General features: G+C 72.9%; 17 protein-coding genes. 4 read left to right on the forward strand and 13 right to left on the reverse strand.

Going from position 1 to position 16,069, the window contains the following annotated elements; all coding sequences use genetic code 11:
- Window positions 1-40: 40 nt before the first annotated feature.
- From PZB75_RS00825 to PZB75_RS00835, 3 genes are all read right to left on the reverse strand, one after another.
- Window positions 41-1,198: a methyltransferase gene (locus PZB75_RS00825; RefSeq protein ID WP_275533328.1), complete on the reverse strand. Its 1,158-nt coding sequence runs from the start codon at window positions 1,196-1,198 to the stop codon at window positions 41-43.
- A 187-nt stretch (window positions 1,199-1,385) separates the two neighbouring features.
- Window positions 1,386-1,715: a hypothetical protein gene (locus PZB75_RS00830; RefSeq protein ID WP_275533329.1), complete on the reverse strand. Its 330-nt coding sequence runs from the start codon at window positions 1,713-1,715 to the stop codon at window positions 1,386-1,388.
- A 105-nt stretch (window positions 1,716-1,820) separates the two neighbouring features.
- Window positions 1,821-1,982, reverse strand: a complete 162-nt coding sequence (locus PZB75_RS00835) for a hypothetical protein (protein ID WP_275533330.1) — start codon at window positions 1,980-1,982, stop codon at window positions 1,821-1,823.
- A 235-nt stretch (window positions 1,983-2,217) separates the two neighbouring features.
- On the opposite strand from PZB75_RS00835, the gene PZB75_RS00840 reads away from it, so the two are divergent.
- The 4 genes from PZB75_RS00840 to PZB75_RS00855 all read left to right on the forward strand — a co-directional run bounded on the left by PZB75_RS00840 (window position 2,218) and on the right by PZB75_RS00855 (window position 5,201).
- Complete coding sequence (locus PZB75_RS00840; protein WP_275533331.1) at window positions 2,218-2,823, forward strand: hypothetical protein; 606 nt, start codon at window positions 2,218-2,220, stop codon at window positions 2,821-2,823.
- 238 nt (window positions 2,824-3,061) lie between these two features.
- Window positions 3,062-3,310, forward strand: a complete 249-nt coding sequence (locus tag PZB75_RS00845; protein WP_275533332.1) for a hypothetical protein — start codon at window positions 3,062-3,064, stop codon at window positions 3,308-3,310.
- Window positions 3,311-3,554: 244 nt separating this feature from the next.
- A complete protein-coding gene (locus PZB75_RS00850; RefSeq protein WP_275533333.1) occupies window positions 3,555-4,670 on the forward strand; it encodes a chemotaxis protein in 1,116 nt (371 codons plus the stop codon).
- Between the two features lie 207 nt (window positions 4,671-4,877).
- Window positions 4,878-5,201, forward strand: coding sequence for a plasmid stabilization protein (locus PZB75_RS00855; RefSeq protein ID WP_275533334.1), 324 nt, complete (start codon window positions 4,878-4,880; stop codon window positions 5,199-5,201).
- 57 nt (window positions 5,202-5,258) lie between these two features.
- Here PZB75_RS00855 and PZB75_RS00860 read toward each other — a convergent pair whose 3' ends face one another.
- The 10 genes from PZB75_RS00860 to PZB75_RS00905 all read right to left on the reverse strand — a co-directional run bounded on the left by PZB75_RS00860 (window position 5,259) and on the right by PZB75_RS00905 (window position 16,023).
- Entirely contained in the window at window positions 5,259-7,721 is a 2,463-nt protein-coding gene (locus PZB75_RS00860) for a phosphoketolase family protein (protein ID WP_275533335.1), read from the reverse strand.
- Window positions 7,722-7,753: 32 nt separating this feature from the next.
- Complete coding sequence (locus tag PZB75_RS00865) at window positions 7,754-9,181, reverse strand: NADP-dependent succinic semialdehyde dehydrogenase (protein WP_275533336.1); 1,428 nt, start codon at window positions 9,179-9,181, stop codon at window positions 7,754-7,756.
- A 184-nt stretch (window positions 9,182-9,365) separates the two neighbouring features.
- The gene (locus PZB75_RS00870) at window positions 9,366-9,827 is read right to left on the reverse strand and encodes an ATP-binding protein (protein ID WP_275533337.1); all 462 of its coding nucleotides are present in this window, start codon (window positions 9,825-9,827) and stop codon (window positions 9,366-9,368) included.
- A 142-nt stretch (window positions 9,828-9,969) separates the two neighbouring features.
- Entirely contained in the window at window positions 9,970-11,733 is a 1,764-nt protein-coding gene (locus PZB75_RS00875; protein WP_275533338.1) for a complex I subunit 5 family protein, read from the reverse strand.
- Entirely contained in the window at window positions 11,730-12,077 is a 348-nt protein-coding gene (locus tag PZB75_RS00880; protein ID WP_275538531.1) for a sodium:proton antiporter, read from the reverse strand. Before PZB75_RS00880 ends, PZB75_RS00875 begins: the two co-directional genes overlap by 4 nt.
- 22 nt (window positions 12,078-12,099) lie before the next feature.
- A complete protein-coding gene (locus PZB75_RS00885) occupies window positions 12,100-12,840 on the reverse strand; it encodes an MnhB domain-containing protein (protein WP_275533339.1) in 741 nt (246 codons plus the stop codon).
- On the reverse strand, window positions 12,837-13,172 hold the full coding sequence (locus PZB75_RS00890) for a DUF4040 domain-containing protein (RefSeq protein WP_275533340.1): 336 nt from the start codon (window positions 13,170-13,172) through the stop codon (window positions 12,837-12,839). Before PZB75_RS00890 ends, PZB75_RS00885 begins: the two co-directional genes overlap by 4 nt.
- Entirely contained in the window at window positions 13,165-13,620 is a 456-nt protein-coding gene (locus PZB75_RS00895; protein WP_275533342.1) for a monovalent cation/H+ antiporter complex subunit F, read from the reverse strand. Before PZB75_RS00895 ends, PZB75_RS00890 begins: the two co-directional genes overlap by 8 nt.
- Window positions 13,617-13,793 (reverse strand): hypothetical protein, encoded by a 177-nt coding sequence (locus PZB75_RS00900; RefSeq protein ID WP_275533343.1) that lies wholly within the window; start codon window positions 13,791-13,793, stop codon window positions 13,617-13,619. Before PZB75_RS00900 ends, PZB75_RS00895 begins: the two co-directional genes overlap by 4 nt.
- A 133-nt stretch (window positions 13,794-13,926) precedes the next feature.
- Entirely contained in the window at window positions 13,927-16,023 is a 2,097-nt protein-coding gene (locus PZB75_RS00905) for a xanthine dehydrogenase family protein molybdopterin-binding subunit (protein ID WP_275533344.1), read from the reverse strand.
- Between the last annotated feature and the right edge of the window lie 46 nt (window positions 16,024-16,069).

Consider the following 16,069-nt stretch of genomic DNA (forward strand, 5'->3'; position numbering starts at 1 on the left):
CGTACGCGTACGTCCCCGGTCCGGTACGGCGGCCCGGCCGTCAGCGGCGCACGGCGCGCAGCACGACGAACTTCGGGTCCGACGCCACGATCGCGCAGTTGCCGAAGGTCCGGCGCAGCTGGGTGTGGTGGCCGAGGTGCCGGTTCCCGACGACCCAGAGTTCGCCGCCGGAACGCAGCGCGGAGTGGGCGCCGTGGAACATGCGGCGGGCGGTGGCGTCGGTGACCGCCTGGTGGGAGTGGAAGGGCGGGTTGCTGAGCACCAGGTCGGCCCCGGCGCGCGGTATGCCGGCGAGTCCGTCGCCGACGACGAAGGCGGCCGGGGCGCCCGGGCCGAGGTTGGTCCGGAAGGTCTCCTCGGCCGAGGCGACGGCCTGGTACGACTCGTCGACGAAGGTGACGGTGGCGTCCGGGTTGGCGAGGGCGGCGGAGGTACCGACGACGCCGTTCCCGCAGCCCAGGTCCACGACGTGGTCGGGGCCCGAGCGGTGGGGCAGGTGCTTCAGGAAGAAGCGGGTGCCGATGTCGAGGCGTTCGGCGCAGAAGATCCCGGCGTGGTTGGTGACGGTCCGGCCGGAGACCGCGCCGACGTCGTCGGGCAGTGCGTAGCGGTGCGGCCAGGGGCTGGGGACGCGGCCCGGGTCCGGGGCCGGGTCGGCGAAGACCAGCCGGGCCTTCTTCACGGCCAGGGAGGTGCGGGTGGGTCCGACGATCCGCTCGAAGAGCCTGAGGGTGGAGGTGTGGATCTCCTTGACCATGCCGGTACCGATGACGGCCGTGCCGGGGTGGAGGGCGGGTGCGAGCCGGTGCAGCTGCTCCTCCAGGAGGGCGAGACTCTTCGGGACCCGTACGAGCAGCACGTCGATCCGGTCCGGCGGGGTGTCCCGCACGGAGAGGAGCCGCACACCGTGCGGGTCGGCGCCGGCGCGGGCGAGGTTCGCCAGGGTGGCGCGCTGGGCGAGGTACGAGTCGGTGATCTGTACGGGGCGGTGGGAGGCCAGGGCCGTGGTGAGCGCGCCCCAGCGGTCACCCACGACGACGACGCTGCCGGAGAGATCGGTCGGCGCCGCCTCGTCGGTTCCCGCCAGCTGTCGCAGCAGGTATTCGTCGGCGGCGTCCCAGGCGCGGAGCGGATCGCGCGGGTCCTCGGGGAAGCGGGTGAGGTCGAGCTCGCCCCATGGCGTCGTGAAGAGATTCATCGTGCGTCCAGGCTAAGGGCTGTTCCGTACTCCCTGGTGGGCGCACGACGGCAGCTGCAGCGCCTCGCGGCGTTGTCGGAACATCCACGGACATCCGGTATGCGGACGTCCCGCCGTCTTGTGGCGCACCGCGTCCGACGCCGCGCGCCGCGCCACCAAGGAGTACGGGACCGCCCTCGGGCCGTCTTCAGACGTCGCCGGTGTGCCGGGCCGGTCGTCCGGGGAAATCGCGGGCGGCCATCCAGATCGTGAGGTCCCGGGCGATCCGGTCGACGCAGGTCCCGGTGACGACGTCATGCTCATGGTGAGTGGTGTCGCGGCGGACGACTTCGTAGCCGCCCCGGTCCAGGACCGCGACGGATACGGACCAGGCCGGGTCGTCCCCGTCGGGCCGGATGACGACGAACGTGTTGTCCGAGACGTCGAGGTCGTCGATCAGCATGAACAGCGCGTCCTCGGACGGGTCGTCGATGTGGTCGCCGTTCTCGCTGTCGGCACGGTAGTGCACAGCCCTCATCGCCCCTGCTCTCCCCTCGACCCGCTGACCTGACCCGCCGCCAGGATGGCATGTGAGCTGGTGAGCCGGAGGGCCCGGGCAGACCGTGGAGCGGATAACCCCGCCTCACTCGTACCGCGCCTCCTCGCCGTCCCCCGTCGTCCGTTTCCCTCGCCGCGCGGAGCGCCGAAGGCGCATGGCCGGCCTGATCAACAGATAGACGACCGAGAACATCACACAGCGAGGCGTCAGCTCGGAGCCCCACGCCCTGTCCGTCAGAAGGGTCACGGCGGCACCCACCGCAGTGCCCAGGACGACCGGTATTCCCACCCACAGCCACCAGTGCCTCATGACTGGCGAGTACCCCAGGCCGGCAGTTCCACTTCGACGGCGATCGGACCCCGGCCTTCTCTTTCCGAAGGCACATGGACCGGAGCCGCGCGCGGCGTCCCGCCCGTCCGATCGGGGTAGTCGTACGGGCAGCCGCCGACCACCGATGCCCTACCGGAAAAGGACACCGCCCATGCGCCTCTACGCCCAGACCCCGGCACGTCGGAGCCGACAGGTCATCGCAGACGTGACAGCGGCGGCGCTGATCTACGCCGCGGTGAAGCTGGCGTCGGCGGTGCACGACGCGATCGGGCGACTGGCCGGTCCGGGCCGCGAGGCGGAAACCGCCGGCAACACTCTCTCCGACGGACTCGTCGACGCCGGCGACGCCGCCTCGAAGGTGCCCTTCGTCGGGGACCGGTTGAAGAAGCCGCTCACGTCCGCCGCCGAGGCCGGCACCGGGCTGGCCGACGCGGGCCGGTCGCTCCAGGACACGGTGGGCCACGTGGCGACACTGACCACGGTCGCCCTGATCGTCATCCCGGTGGTGTTGGTGCTGCTGCTGTGGCTGCCCCTACGCCTGCGCTGGATCCGGCGCAGCGCCGTCACCCGGCGCCTCGCCGCCGAACCGGGCGGCGCGGACCTCCTGGCACTGCGCGTCCTCACCGGCTCGGAGCGCGAACTCGCGGCGCTGCCCACGCCCCCCGGTGGTCTCGCAGCGGCTTGGCGGCGTGGCGACGAACAGGTCATCGCCGACCTGGCGGCGATCGGCATGCGACAAGCCGGCCTGCGCGCCTGACAGACGAGCGGCAGCGGGCTCCCGGGCCGTCCGTTCTCCTTCGGAGGCGAGCCGGCCTGCGGGGCGGAGAGCCGTGCGTCGCCCCACGACGGCCTGACCGGTGTCGTGCCCGCAGTCGGGACGGGCCGTCGGGATGGCGGCGGTCACCGGCTTCTCCCTGGGACCTGGCTGGCGACAGCGGTCGGGGGACGAGGGGACTACCGGTCATCGGATGCGCCTTTCGGGGTAGTTGGTGGTCATGCGTGAGACGAGACCGACCGACCCGGTGAGCAGAGGATTCATGCGCTCCGTCGACCGGATGCTGGTGTGGTCGTCACCTGTACTGGCCGTCGTGATGGCCGTATCGGCTGTGGCGGGGGTGGCTACGGGAGCGGCGGTAGGCCGTGTCCTGGCCCAGTTCGCGCTGGCGTTCGTCATGGTCTGCACCGCGATCACGGCGCGGGCCCGGTTGCGCCGGGACGAGTTCCCGGAAGAGCGAAAGGCGTGAAGCCCTCGTCGGCATCCCCGCCGATCGGCCCCCGGGTCGGTGCCCCGCCGGATCTCCGCCCCGACCCGGCGTCCGGGGGCCCGTCCGGTGTCGCGGGTACGGCGGACGCGGGGCGCGGGAACAGCGGCTGGGCGGAGTCGACCAGATCGTCCATATGTCGCCCGTACGGCGATCGACAGGTATGTATGGACTCGCCGAACCACCCGCTCCGCACGGGAGCGGGTGCGACCCCCGGGAGGGAACGATGGACACGGACGCCCTGACCGTGGACGTACTGCGGGAGCTGCGCGCGACCAGGCCCTATCCGGCACTGTCCCTGACCATGCCGACGCACCGGCGCGCCCCGGACAACGCCCAGGACTCCGTACGGCTGCGCAATCTGGTCGCCGAGGCGGGAACGAGGCTCGACCATGATCCCCGGGTCACCCGGGAGGCGCGGGCCGCCGTCAGGGAGCAGCTCGACCGGGCGGTGGCGGACATCGATCCACGGCGGGCGCTGGACGGTCTGGTGCTCCTCGCCACGGCCGATGAGTACCGGATCTGGCAACTGCCGCGTACGGCACCCGAACGAGTGGTGCTCAGCGATTCGTACCTCACGCGCAACCTGGTCGCCGCGAAGGCCCTGGCCAGGCCGTTCTGGGCGCTGTCCGTCTCCGCTGACCACGCCACGCTGTGGAGCGGGACGGTGGATTCCGTGCGCCCGGTGGAGGCGTACGGCTTTCCCATGACGGCGCCCCGGCTGGAACCGAACCCGCAGCGCGAGGAGCGGATCGGCGACACCCCGAGCGTCTACCGCAACGAGGACACCCGGCAGTTCATGCGGGCCGTCGACGAGAATCTGCGCGCCGCGCTGACCGCCGATCCCCGGCCGTTGTACCTGGCGGGGATCGTGCACGCGCTCAGCCTGCTGGAGGACGTCGGCGAGAGTACGGGGGCGGCCGTCGGCCGGGTCCCCAAGGGCGTGCCGGCCGATGTCACCCCGAGCGGTTTCCTCCAGGAGCTGCGGCCCGCGCTGGAGGAGCGGCGGGAGCGGTTCGCGGCGGAGATCCGCAAGCGCCTCGACGACGCGCGCAGCGGTCATTCCTTCGCCAGCGGGCTGGACGAGGTGTGGGCGGCGGTACGGGAGGGACGCGCCGGACTCGTGGCGGTGGAAGAGCACTTCCAGCGGACGATGCGGGTCACGGAGGGCCATCTCGAACCGGTGGACGAGGCCGGGGAACGGGGTGCGGACGGCCTGGTACGCGAGGACATCGTGGACGAGCTGGTGGAGACGGCCCTGGACGGGGGCGCCACCGTGGTGTTCGTCGCCGACGACTCCCTCGCGGAGCACGGCCGGATCGCCGCCTCGCTCCGCTTCTGACGCCCTGACACCCCGCCCCACGGGGGTTTCCGTGTGGATTTCGGTCTGAAGAGGCCGGACGAGCCGCGGATCGCCGGCGGCGAGATGGTGTCACCGACCGTCCGGGTGACCGTGCGCTGAGCGGGTACCCGGCACACAGGTGGCTCCGGGAACACCGGCACACACCGGCGTTCTCGGGGCCGTTCCACGGAAAGGAGTGACGGCGCCATGCCACGTGGTTCCAGTTCCAAGCGGGAACGGCAGTACGAGCACATCAAGGAGAGCCAGCAGGAGCGCGGGGTCGGCGAGGACCGGGCGGAGGAGATCGCGGCGCGGACGGTCAACAAGGAGCGGGCCCGCTCCGGTGAGGCGAGGACCGCGAGCCGCACCTCGACCCAGGACATCTCGTCCTCGCGCCGCGGCGGACTGCGCTCGCACACCGGCGCCGGGGGACCGACCCGCGACCAGCTCTACGAAGAGGCCAGGAAGAAGAACGTCAAGGGACGTTCGTCGATGACCAAGGACCAGCTGGCCGAGGCCGTCGGCCGCTGAGTCCCGCCGCCTCGCCGCCCCGTCCCGCGCGTCCGCGGGACGGGGCGGCGGCGTGTCTCAGCCGTTCCAGGTCCAGCCGGTCACCTCGGGCAGGTCCTCGCCGTGCTCCCTGATCCAGTCGTGGTGGCGGAGCCGGACGTCCGCCATCGCCTGACGCACGGCGGTGGCGCGGACGCCGAGGCCCGGGACCCGGTCGATGACGTCCATGACCAGCCGGTAGCGGTCGAGGTCGTTGCGGACCACCATGTCGAAGGGCGTGGTGGTGGTGCCCTCCTCCTTGTAGCCGCGTACATGCAGATTCGGGTGTCCGGCACGGCGGTAGGCGAGCCGGTGCACCAGCCAGGGGTAGCCGTGGTACGCGAAGATCACCGGCCGGTCGCGCGTGAAGACCGCGTCGTACTCGGAGTCCGGCATCCCGTGCGGATGCTCCCGCTGCGGCAGCAGCCGGGTCATGTCGACCACGTTGACCACGCGCACCGCGAGTTCGGGGAGGTGGTCGCGGAGCAGTCCGGCCGCCGCCATGACCTCCAGCGTGGGCACGTCCCCGGCGCAGGCGAGCACCACGTCCGGTTCCCGGCTGCCGTCCTCCGTGCCCGCCCAGTCCCAGACTCCGACGCCCCGCGCGCAGTGCGCGCGGGCCTCGTCCATGGTGAGCCAGTCGAGGCACGGCTGCTTGCCCGCCACGATCACGTTGACGTAGTCGCGGCTGCGCAGCGCGTGGTCGGCGACCGAGAGCAGGGTGTTGGTGTCCGGCGGCAGGTAGACCCGGACGACCTCCGGGCTCTTGTTGAGCACGTGGTCGACGAAGCCCGGGTCCTGGTGGGAGAAGCCGTTGTGGTCCTGGCGCCAGACGTGCGAGGTGAGCAGGTAGTTGAGGGAGGCGATGGGGCGCCGCCAGGCGAGCCGGCGGGAGGTCCGCAGCCATTTGATGTGCTGGTTGACCATCGAGTCGACGATGTGGGCGAACGCCTCGTAGCTGGAGAAGAGGCCGTGCCTGCCGGTGAGGAGGTAGCCCTCCAGCCATCCCTGGCAGAGGTGTTCGGACAGCACCTCCATGACGCGTCCGTCACGTGCCAGGTGTTCGTCGGTGGGCAGGACACGCGCCTGCCATGCCTTTCCGGACGCCTCGTAGACCGCGTCGAGCCGGTTCGACGCGGTCTCGTCGGGGCCGACGAGACGGAAGTCCCGGCGTTCGGCGGTCGCGGCCATGACGGCTTCGAGTAGCCCGCCGAGGACACGCGTCGGCTCGTGCGTGACGGTGCCCCGGCCGGTGATCTCGACCGCGTGGTCGTCGAGGGACGGGATCGGCAGATCGCGCAGGAGGAGTCCGCCGTTGGCGTACGGGGTGGCTCCGAGCCGGGCGGCGCCCTCGGGAACCCATTCGAGGACCCGCGGAGTCGGCCGGCCGTCGTCGTCGAACAGTTCCTCGGGCCGGTACGAGCGCATCCACGCCTCCAGCTGCCGCAGGTGCTCGGGGTTGTCCCGGACGCCGGAGAGCGGCACCTGGTGTGCGCGCCAGGTCCCTTCGACGGGCAGGCCGTCCACCTCCCGGGGACCGGTCCATCCCTTCGGGGTGCGCAGCACGATCATCGGCCAGCGGGGGCGTTCGGTGTCGCCCCCGTCGCGGGCGGCCTCCTGGAGTTCCCTGACGCGGTCCACCGCCCGGTCCATCGCGCCCGCCATCGCCCGGTGCACGGTGAGCGGGTCGTCACCGCTCACGTAGAGCGGGTCGTGGCCGTAGCCGCGCAGCAGCGCGTCGAGTTCGTCCTCCGGGAGGCGGGCGAGCACCGTCGGGTTGGCGATCTTGTAGCCGTTGAGGTGGAGGATCGGCAGGACGGCCCCGTCGTGGACGGGGTCGAGGAACTTGTTGGAGTGCCAGGACGCGGCGAGCGGACCGGTCTCCGCCTCCCCGTCGCCGATGACACAGGCGACGAGCAGATCGGGGTGGTCGAAGGCGGCTCCGTAGGCGTGGGCGAGGGCGTAGCCCAGTTCGCCGCCCTCGTGGATGGAGCCGGGGGTCTCGGGGGCGACATGGCTGGGGACACCGCCCGGGAAGGAGAACTGCTTGAACAGCAGCCCCATGCCCGCCTCGTCGCGGCCGACGTCGGGGTACGTCTCGTGGTAGCTGCCCTCCAGCCAGGAGTTGGCCAGGACGGCGGGGCCGCCGTGGCCGGGTCCCCAGACACACAGTGCCCGGGTGCCGCGGGCCTTGATGATCCGGTTGAGATGGGTGTGGACCAGGTTCAGTCCGGGTGAGGTGCCCCAGTGGCCGAGCAGTCGCGGCTTGATGTGCTCAGGGGCGAGCGGCTGCTTCAGCAACGGGTTGGCCATGAGGTAGATCTGGCCGACGGCGAGGTAGTTGGCGGCGCGCCAGTGCGCGTCGAGCGCCGCGACCTCGGACGCGGACAGCTCGGCCGCCGGGGTCTGTCCCGCTCCGGGTCCGCCGGCCCGGGGCTCTTCGGCCGGGGTTTCGTCACCGGCGGGGCCGGGGGCGGCGGGCGGAAGGGGGGCGTCGGTCATGAGGTGTCCTGTCTCGTGGGCAGGGGTGCGGGTCAGGTGCGGTCGGCCTGGTCGGACTCGGGGCCGTACCAGACCGTGGTGGCGTTGCAGAACTCGCGGATGCCGTGTCCGGCGAGTTCGCGCCCGTATCCGGAGCGCTTGACACCGCCGAAGGGCAGCGCGGGGTGGGACGCCGTCATGCCGTTGAAGAAGACACCGCCCGCCTCCAGGTCGCGTACACAGCGCAGGGCCTCGTCGGCGTCCCGGGTCCAGACGTTGGAGCTGAGGCCGAAGGGGGTGTCGTTGGCGAGGGCGACGGCTTCGTCGAGGCCGGCGACGCGGTGGAGCGTGGCGACCGGGCCGAACGTCTCCTCGTGGTGGAGGCGCATCTGCGGGGTGATCCCGGTGAGGACGGTGGGGGCGTAGAACCAGCCGCGGTCCAGTCCCCCGCCCAGGTTCTCGGGCCGTGCGCCGCCGCACAGGACGCGCGCGCCCCGGCGCACGGCGTCGTCCACGAGTTCCTCCAGGTCGGCGCGGCCCTGTTCGCTGGAGAGGGGGCCTACGTCGGTGGACTCCTGGAGCGGATCGCCGACGGTGAGGGCGCGCATCCCCGCGGTGAACCGTTCGGTGAACTCCTCGTACACGTCGGTGTGCACGATGAAGCGTTTGGCGGCGATGCAGGACTGCCCGTTGTTCTGGACGCGGGCGGTCACCGCGGTGCGGGCCGCGCGGGCGATGTCCGCCGACGGCAGCACGAGGTACGGGTCGCTGCCGCCCAGCTCCAGGACGGTCTTCTTGACCTCGGCGCCCGCGATCGAGGCGACGGACCGGCCCGCCGGTTCGCTGCCGGTGAGCGTGGCCGCGACGATCCGCTCGTCGCGCAGGATCGCCTCGATCGCGCCCGATCCCACCAGCAGGGTCTGGAAGCAGCCGGCGGGAAAGCCGGCCCGGTGGAACAGGTCGCCGAGGTACAGGGCGGTCTGCGGGACGTTCGACGCGTGCTTGAGCAGGCCGACGTTGCCCGCCATGAGGGCCGGCGCCGCGAACCGTACGACCTGCCACAGCGGGAAGTTCCACGGCATCACGGCGAGCACGACGCCCAGCGGGCGGTAGCGGATGTACGCGCTCGACGCGCCGGAGTCGCGGACGTCGGCGGCCGACGGGTGCTCGTCCGCGAGCAGTTCCGCGGCGTTGTCGGCGTACCAGCGCATCGCCTTGGCGCACTTCGCGGCCTCCGCGCGGGCCGCCTTGACCGGCTTGCCCATCTCGGTGGTCATGACGCGGGCGATGTCCCCCTGGTCCTCGTCGAGGAGGTCGGCGGCGCGGCGCAGCAGCCGGGCCCGTTCGTCGAACCCGGTGGACCGGTACGCGCGGTACGCGCTGTGGGCGGTGGCGATCCGGCGCTCGATCTCGTCCTCCCCCAGCGCGTCGAACGTCCTGAGCGTTTCCCCGTTCGCGGGGTTGACCGTCGCGATGGGCATGCCGGTGGCCTCCTTGCCTCGGTTCTTCGACCGTGCCGCGCGAGGCGCCGACGCGCAACGCGGGCCGTCCCCGCCGCGTCCGGTGCGCGGGCGTCGCGGGAGCCTCCTGTTCACACGTACCCGACCGGCGTGGATCATGCGTGCGGCGGACATTCCGTCCGTGCCGGGCGGGGTCCCCCGGGTGTCACACCGGGGCGGGGGCCGGACTCGGCGCGGCGGTCGCGGGCGTCCCGGGCAGCGGGGCGCGGGCGGGCCGGCCGGGACCGACGGGCGCGTCGGTGTACCGGGTGAACCAGACGACCTTGCCCTGGCCGGTCCGGCAGGTGCCCCAGCTGTCGCTCAGGGCCCTCACCCGGCTGAGGCCGCCTCCGGCGGCGAGCAGCCTGGGCATCCCGGAGCCGTCGTCGGCCACGGAGACCGTCAGCGACCGCCCGGACAGACGCAGTTCCACGACGCACCGGGTCTCGTCACCGACATGGCGCCGGACGTTCGTCAGCAGCTCGTCCACGCCCCGGCACACGGGCCGCACGTGGAGTTCGAGGTCCCAGTGGCGAAGGTGCGCGGCGACGATGCGCCGCAGTCCGTGCGCGCGGTCCGCCGTCACCCGGAGTTCGACCAGGTAGTGCCGGTCGAGTGGAACGGTCATCGTCGGGGCTCCTCAGCGCCTGGACCCGCGTACTTCACCTCGTTGAACCAACGACCCCCCGCATACGAAGAGTGAGCGTTTGTCACTGATGGGTCACTCATCAGGGTGACGCGGTGGGACGGGTCGCGCAACACGTCGGGGTTCAGCCCGGCAGGAGGCCGGGCACGGCCAGCGCCCCCAGCAGGGTCATCCCCATCAGTGCCCAGGCCACGTAGTCGCCGATGTGCCCGGAGTGCAGACGGCGCAGCGGCTGGGTCCACGGATGCGGCTTCGCCCAGCCGGGCCGCCGTACGGCCCGTGCCGCGAGTGCGACGGCGAGCAGGGCGGAGAGGCCGCCGAGGAGCAGACCGGGACCGGTCCAGTGCGGCGGGTGCGGGGCCGCTCCGGGGAGCGCGCCGTCCACCGCCCGGCCGACGTCGTCGGCGACGCCGGGGACCAGGCCGACCACGAGCGCCCCGGCGAGCAGCAGCGCCGGGACGGCCAGCATGGTGTCGGGCACGCGCACCAGCGTGCCCCGGGTCTCGGGTTCCTCGTCCCGGCCACTGGTCTCGTACCGGCCCGCGTCGGTCGGCCGGGGGCCGAGGCCGCCGAAGACGCGGGCGGTCATCCGCAGTACCGCCGCGCCGGTCACGGCGGAGACGGCCACGAAGAGGGCGGTGAGCGGGGTGCCCGCGCCCTCCTCGACGACCGCCTTGCCCAGTCCGGTACCGAACGGGGGCAGTCCGGCGAGCGCCAGGCCGCCGATGGCGAAGAGCGTCCCGACGACGGGCAGCTTCCGTGCCCTGCCGTGGAGTTCGTGTTCGTCGATGCTGCCGTAGCGGTCGAGGAGGATGCCCGCGCAGGCGAAGAGTGCCGCCTTGACACCGGCGTGCGCCAGTACGTACAGCGCCACTCCCCCGGTCGCCTCCGGGGTGAGCAGGCCGAGGCCGATCAGGAACAGACCGGTGTGGGCGACGGTGGCGTAGGCGAGGAGGCGTTTCACGTGGCGCTGCTGCCAGCACATGACGGCTCCGACCGCGGCGGAGGCGGCGCCGAGCACCAGCAGCGCGCGTTCGGTGTCGGGCGCCGGGATGCCTCCCGGCCCGGCGAACACGGTCCAGTACACGCGCCCCACGCCGTACACCCCGAGTTCGACCATCACTCCGGACAGCAGCATGCAGACCGGGGTGGGGGCGACGGCGTGGGCGTCGGGGAGCCAGAAGTGGAAGGGGAAGGCGGCGGCCTTGACGAGGAGTCCGGTGAGGACGAGCACGAACGCCGCCAGGACCAGGGCGTCCGGGCCGCCCTGTTCGTCGAGCCGCCGCCCGATGGCCCGCATCCCCAGCTCGCCGGTCCTGGCGTACAGCAGCACGATGCCCATCAGCATGGCGTAGGCGCCGAGGGAGTTGACGATGCCGAAGGTGAGGGCGCCCTGGACGGCCCTGGCCTCCTCGACCCGGTAGCCGGTGAGGGCGTAGGCGACGACGCTCATCAGCTCGAAGAAGACGAAGGCGTTGAACAGGTCACCGGTCAGCACGAAGCCGCACATGCCCGACTGGAAGAGCAGGACGAGCGCGGGGAACGCGCCGGAGTGATGGCTCGGCGGTTCGTCGAAGTACCGCCAGGAGTACGCGAGCACACCGACCGTCAGCAGCGAGACCAGCGCGGCGAGTCCGAGCGCGACGGGATTCCCGGCCAGCACGATGCCCACACTCGTCCCGTCGTGTCCGGGGGTCCATCCGCCCACCCAGTTGAGGTCCGTGGCCGGGGAGGCCATCAGGAGGTGGAGGGCGAGTCCGGCGGTGGCGGCGGCGACCGCGCAGCCCACGGCCTCGGCGACGGGCCTGGGCAGTCCGCGGCCGGCGGCGACCAGCAGGGCCGCCCCGAGCAGCGGGGCGGCGACGACGAGCGGCAGCAGCCGGCTCATCCGCGCAGCTCGGTCAGTTCGTCCGGGTCCACGGTGCCGTGCCGCTTGGCGACCTGGATGACGAGGGCGAGCAGCAGGGCGGTGACCGTCGCGCCGACGACGACGTCGGTGAGCGCGAGAGCCTGGACGACCGGGTCGACGAGCGGGCGTGAGCCCGGGGCGAGGTCCGAGAAGACGGGAGCGGTGGCGTCGTGACGGTAGCCGACGGAAAGGAGCAGGACGTAGGTGGCGGACTGGCAGACGGCGAGGCAGCCGACGGCGTGGATGAGGTTACGGCTGGTGGCGAGCCCGTGACAGCCGACGAGGAAGATCCACGCGGCGGTCAGGTACGGCAGGACGGACATCAGCACGCACCCGATTCCCGGTTCATGTGTGGTCCTCCTTCTCGATCTCCACGGCCTGGTCGAGGAACCGGGCGAGCAGCACGACCACCGCGCAGGCGACCTCCATGCCGATCGCCGCGTTGAGCAGCGGTACGGTGCCGCCGGACGCGAGCGTGTTGAACGTGCCGTACGGCAGCAGGGTGTTGGCGAGGAACGCGGACCCGCCGAGGAGTCCGGCCACGCCGATCACCAGATAGGCGGCCTCGCCCGCCGCGTCGCCGAACTGGTAGAGGCCGACGGGTCTGATCCGCTCCAGCGCCCGGTAGTCGACGGCGATGTACAGCAGGTGCAGAGCGGTGGCCGCGACGACCCCGCCCTGGAATCCCCCGCCGGGGCTGAGCTGGCCGTGCGCGACGACGTACAGGCCGACGAGGAGGGTGACCGGCAGCGTCAGGAGCGCGTAACGGCGGATGTGCGGGGCGACACGGGCCGGGGCGGGTTCGACCTGGCGTTCGTCGCGGGTCTGCCGCAGCAGGACTACGGTGCCGAGCACGGCCGCGAAGAGGATGCTCTCCTCACCGAGGGTGTCGAAGGCGCGCTGGTCGAAGTTGACGGAGGAGACGACGTTCGCGGTGTGCCGGGCGAGTGCGGCGCGCACCGCGCGGTCGCCGTACGGGTGGGAGTCGCCGCCGAAGGCGGGGAGCCGGAAGCAGGCCGCGACGAGCAGCGCGGCGAGCCCGGCCGTGCCGACGGCCAGCACCAGGAGCCGCAGAGTCCGGCTCACGTCGGTTCCCTCCGCCCGCCGTCCCGCCGCCTTCCCTTCGGGGCGGGGGTTTCGCGGTCCTCGGTGGGGCGTTCGCCGTCCGGTGCGGGCCGCTTGCCGCGCCGGCGCACCTTGTGGACGGAGAGCAGCAGCAACAGCGGGGTCAGCGCCGAGCCCACCGCGAGCTGGGACAGCGCCACGTCCGGCGCCTGGAGGACCAGGAAGAGCGCGGCCAGGGTCAGTCCGAGCACGGACAGGACCAGAGCCTGCCGGGCCGGATCGCGCACCAGTACGGCGGCGGTGGCCGACGCGGCGACGAGCAGCAGCGCGATCACGGTCAGTGCGTCAGTCATCGTCGTCCGCCTCCGGTTCGTTCTCGCGCAGCGCCCGGGACGCGACCTGGTTGCCGACCACCAGAAGAGCCCCGGTCACCAGGAGTTTCACCGCGGCCCGCCCCGGTCCGGCGGCCACGCACAGCGACAGCACGACCGCCACCGTGGCGACGAGGGAGCAGCGGTCGGCGATCCGGCCGCGTGGCGGGTCGTCCTTGAGGTCGGGGCCGAGCAGCCTCGCGTAGACGAGGGTGCCCGCGGGGCCCAGGAGGGACAGCACCAGGGCCGTGTCGACGTACGCGGGCCGCGCGAACCCCTGGGCGAGGAGCAGGAGTACCAGGCAGATCAGCGCGGTGGCGTGGTTCTGCGCGCCGACCCGGCGCCGCAACGGTCCGGTGGCGACCGCGGGGACGGTCGGTCCCACCGCTCCCACCAGGAGCACCGCCGCCGCCACGAGCCAGCCGTTCACCGGCCCGCCACCGCGCGCCGGGCCCGGCTCGCCGCGAGGGCCGCCAGTAGTGCGGCAGAGCCGCCCACCACCAGCTCCAGGGCGTCCACCGCGCTGACCAGCGTCAGCCAGAGGCCGGACAGGGCCGCCCACCACAGGGCGACCTCGGCCATGACCGCCACCGCGTGTCCCATCCGCCGCACCTCCCGGCCTCCCGCGTGCTCGTACCCGCCGGCCGGCCGTTCGCCGGCCGGGCCGTGCCGCAACCGCCGCCGGACGGCCGTCGGCGTCCGCCGGCGTCCGCCGGCGTCGTCGGTGACTGTCCCGTCAGGGCAGGAGCGGGAGCAGCCTGTCGGGGGTCAGGGGGAGGGTGCGCGGGCGGGCGCCGGTCGCGTGCGCGACGGCGTTGCCGATGGCGGCCGCGGCGCCGACGATGCCGATCTCGCCGATGCCCTTGCTGCCCATCGGGTTGAGGTGCGGGTCGTCCTCGTCGATCCAGTGCGCCTCGATGTCGGGCACGTCGGCGCAGGCCGGGACGTGGTACGAGGCGAGATCCCGCTCGGTGAAGTCGCCGTACACCGGGTCCATGGTGCTGCCCTCGGTGAGCGCCATCCCGATGCCCATGGTCATTCCGCCGATGAACTGGGAGCGCGCGGTCCGGGAGTTGAGGATGTGCCCGGCCGCGAAGACGCCCAGCATCCGGCGGACCCGGGCCTCGCCGGTACGCGTGTCGACGGTGACCTCGGCGAAGTGGGCGCCGAACGCGTGCCGCGCGTACGGGGGTTCCTCCGCGGTCTCCCGGGCCGTGTCGGTGCTGACGGTCAGTCCTTCGACGGGCAGCGGGCCGCTGTGGTCGCGCAGTCGGCGCGCCAGGATGTCGGCGGCCTTGTGCACGGCCCAGCCCCACGAGGCCGTGCCGGAGGAGCCGCCCGCCAGGGGTGCGTCGGGCAGGTCGCTGTCACCGATGTCGATCCGGACGTTGTCGACGGGGGTGGCGAGGGCCGCCGCGGCGACCTGCGCGAGGACGGTGCGGGCCCCGGTACCGATGTCGGTGGCGTTGACCTGGACGAGGTAGGAGCCGTCGGGCGACGCGTGGGCGGTGGCGCCGGAGGCGCTGATGAGGACCGGGTAGGTGGCCGAGGCGACCCCGGTGCCGGTCAGCAGCGGCCCTTCCCTGCGGGCGGCGGGGCGCGGATCGCGGTCGTGCCAGCCGAAGCGGGCGGCGCCCTCCCGCAGGCAGGCGGCGAGGTTGCGGCTGCTGAACGGGCGGTCGCTGTCGGGCTCGTGCGCCGGATCGTTGCGCAGTCTCAGCTCGACGGGGTCGATGCCGAGGGCCGCCGCGAGTTCGTCCATGGCCGACTCCAGGGCGTACATGCCGGACGCCTCGCCCGGTGCCCGCATCCAGGAGGGGCTGGGCACGTCCAGGGCTGTCACCCGGTGGACGGTCCGGCTGTGCGGGGAGGTGTACATGACGCGGGCCGGTACGGCGGCCTGCTCCACGAACTCCTTGATCGTGGAGGTCTGCGTGATGATCTCGTGGGCGAGCGCGGTGATGACGCCGTCGGGTCCGGCGCCGAGCCGGACACGCTGCACGGTGGGGGCGCGGTGGCCGACGACGGCCGCCATCTGGGCGCGGGGCATGGCGAGTGCGACGGGGTGTCCGGTGTGGCGCGCGGCCATGGTGGCGAGGACGACCTGAGGGCGCGGTGTCCCCTTGGAACCGAAACCGCCGCCGACGTGGGCGGAGAGGACGGTGACCCGCTCCGGTTCGAGCCCGAACGCCGCGGCGAGGCTGTCGCGCACCGTGGTGGCGCCCTGGCTGGAGTCGTGCACGGTCAGATGCCCGTCGGTCCATTCGGCGGCGGAGGTGTGCGGTTCCATCGGGTGGTTGTGCAGCGCGCTCAGCGTGTACGTGGTGTCGACCTGGACGGGTGCGGCGGCGTAGGCCCGGTCGAAGTCGCCGCGTTCGCGTACCGCGGGATAGCCGCCGTTGGCCGCGTCCGGGACGTGCAGGCCGGGGTGGTCCTCGGTGAGGAGGACGTCGTGCGGCAGCCGGTCGTACTCGACCCGTACGGCGTCGGCTCCCGCCCTGGCCGCTTCGAGGCTTTCGGCCACCACGAGGGCGACGGGCCAGCCGCGGTGCGGGACCCGCTCGTTCTGGAGGACGTCGAGGATCGGGTCGTCGGGTTCCTTCAGCCGTGGGGCGTTCTCATGGGTGAGGACGGTGTGCACGCCGGGCAGCGCGAGGGCGTCGGCGGTGCGGACGGCGGTGATCCGGCCGTGCGGCACGGTCGCGGGGACCGGCCAGGCGTACAGCGTGCCGGCCGGGGGGAGTTCAGCGGCGTAACGGGCGGTGCCGGTGACCTTCTCCCGGCCCTCACGGCGGATGACAGGGGTGCCCAGGGGGTGGGGGGCGTGGCTCATGGCGGGGTCCTTCGGCTCTTCCGGTGCTGCCCGGTGTCGGGTCCGC

The organism is Streptomyces sp. AM 4-1-1 (assembly GCF_029167625.1).
In the GTDB taxonomy this organism is placed as follows: domain Bacteria; phylum Actinomycetota; class Actinomycetes; order Streptomycetales; family Streptomycetaceae; genus Streptomyces.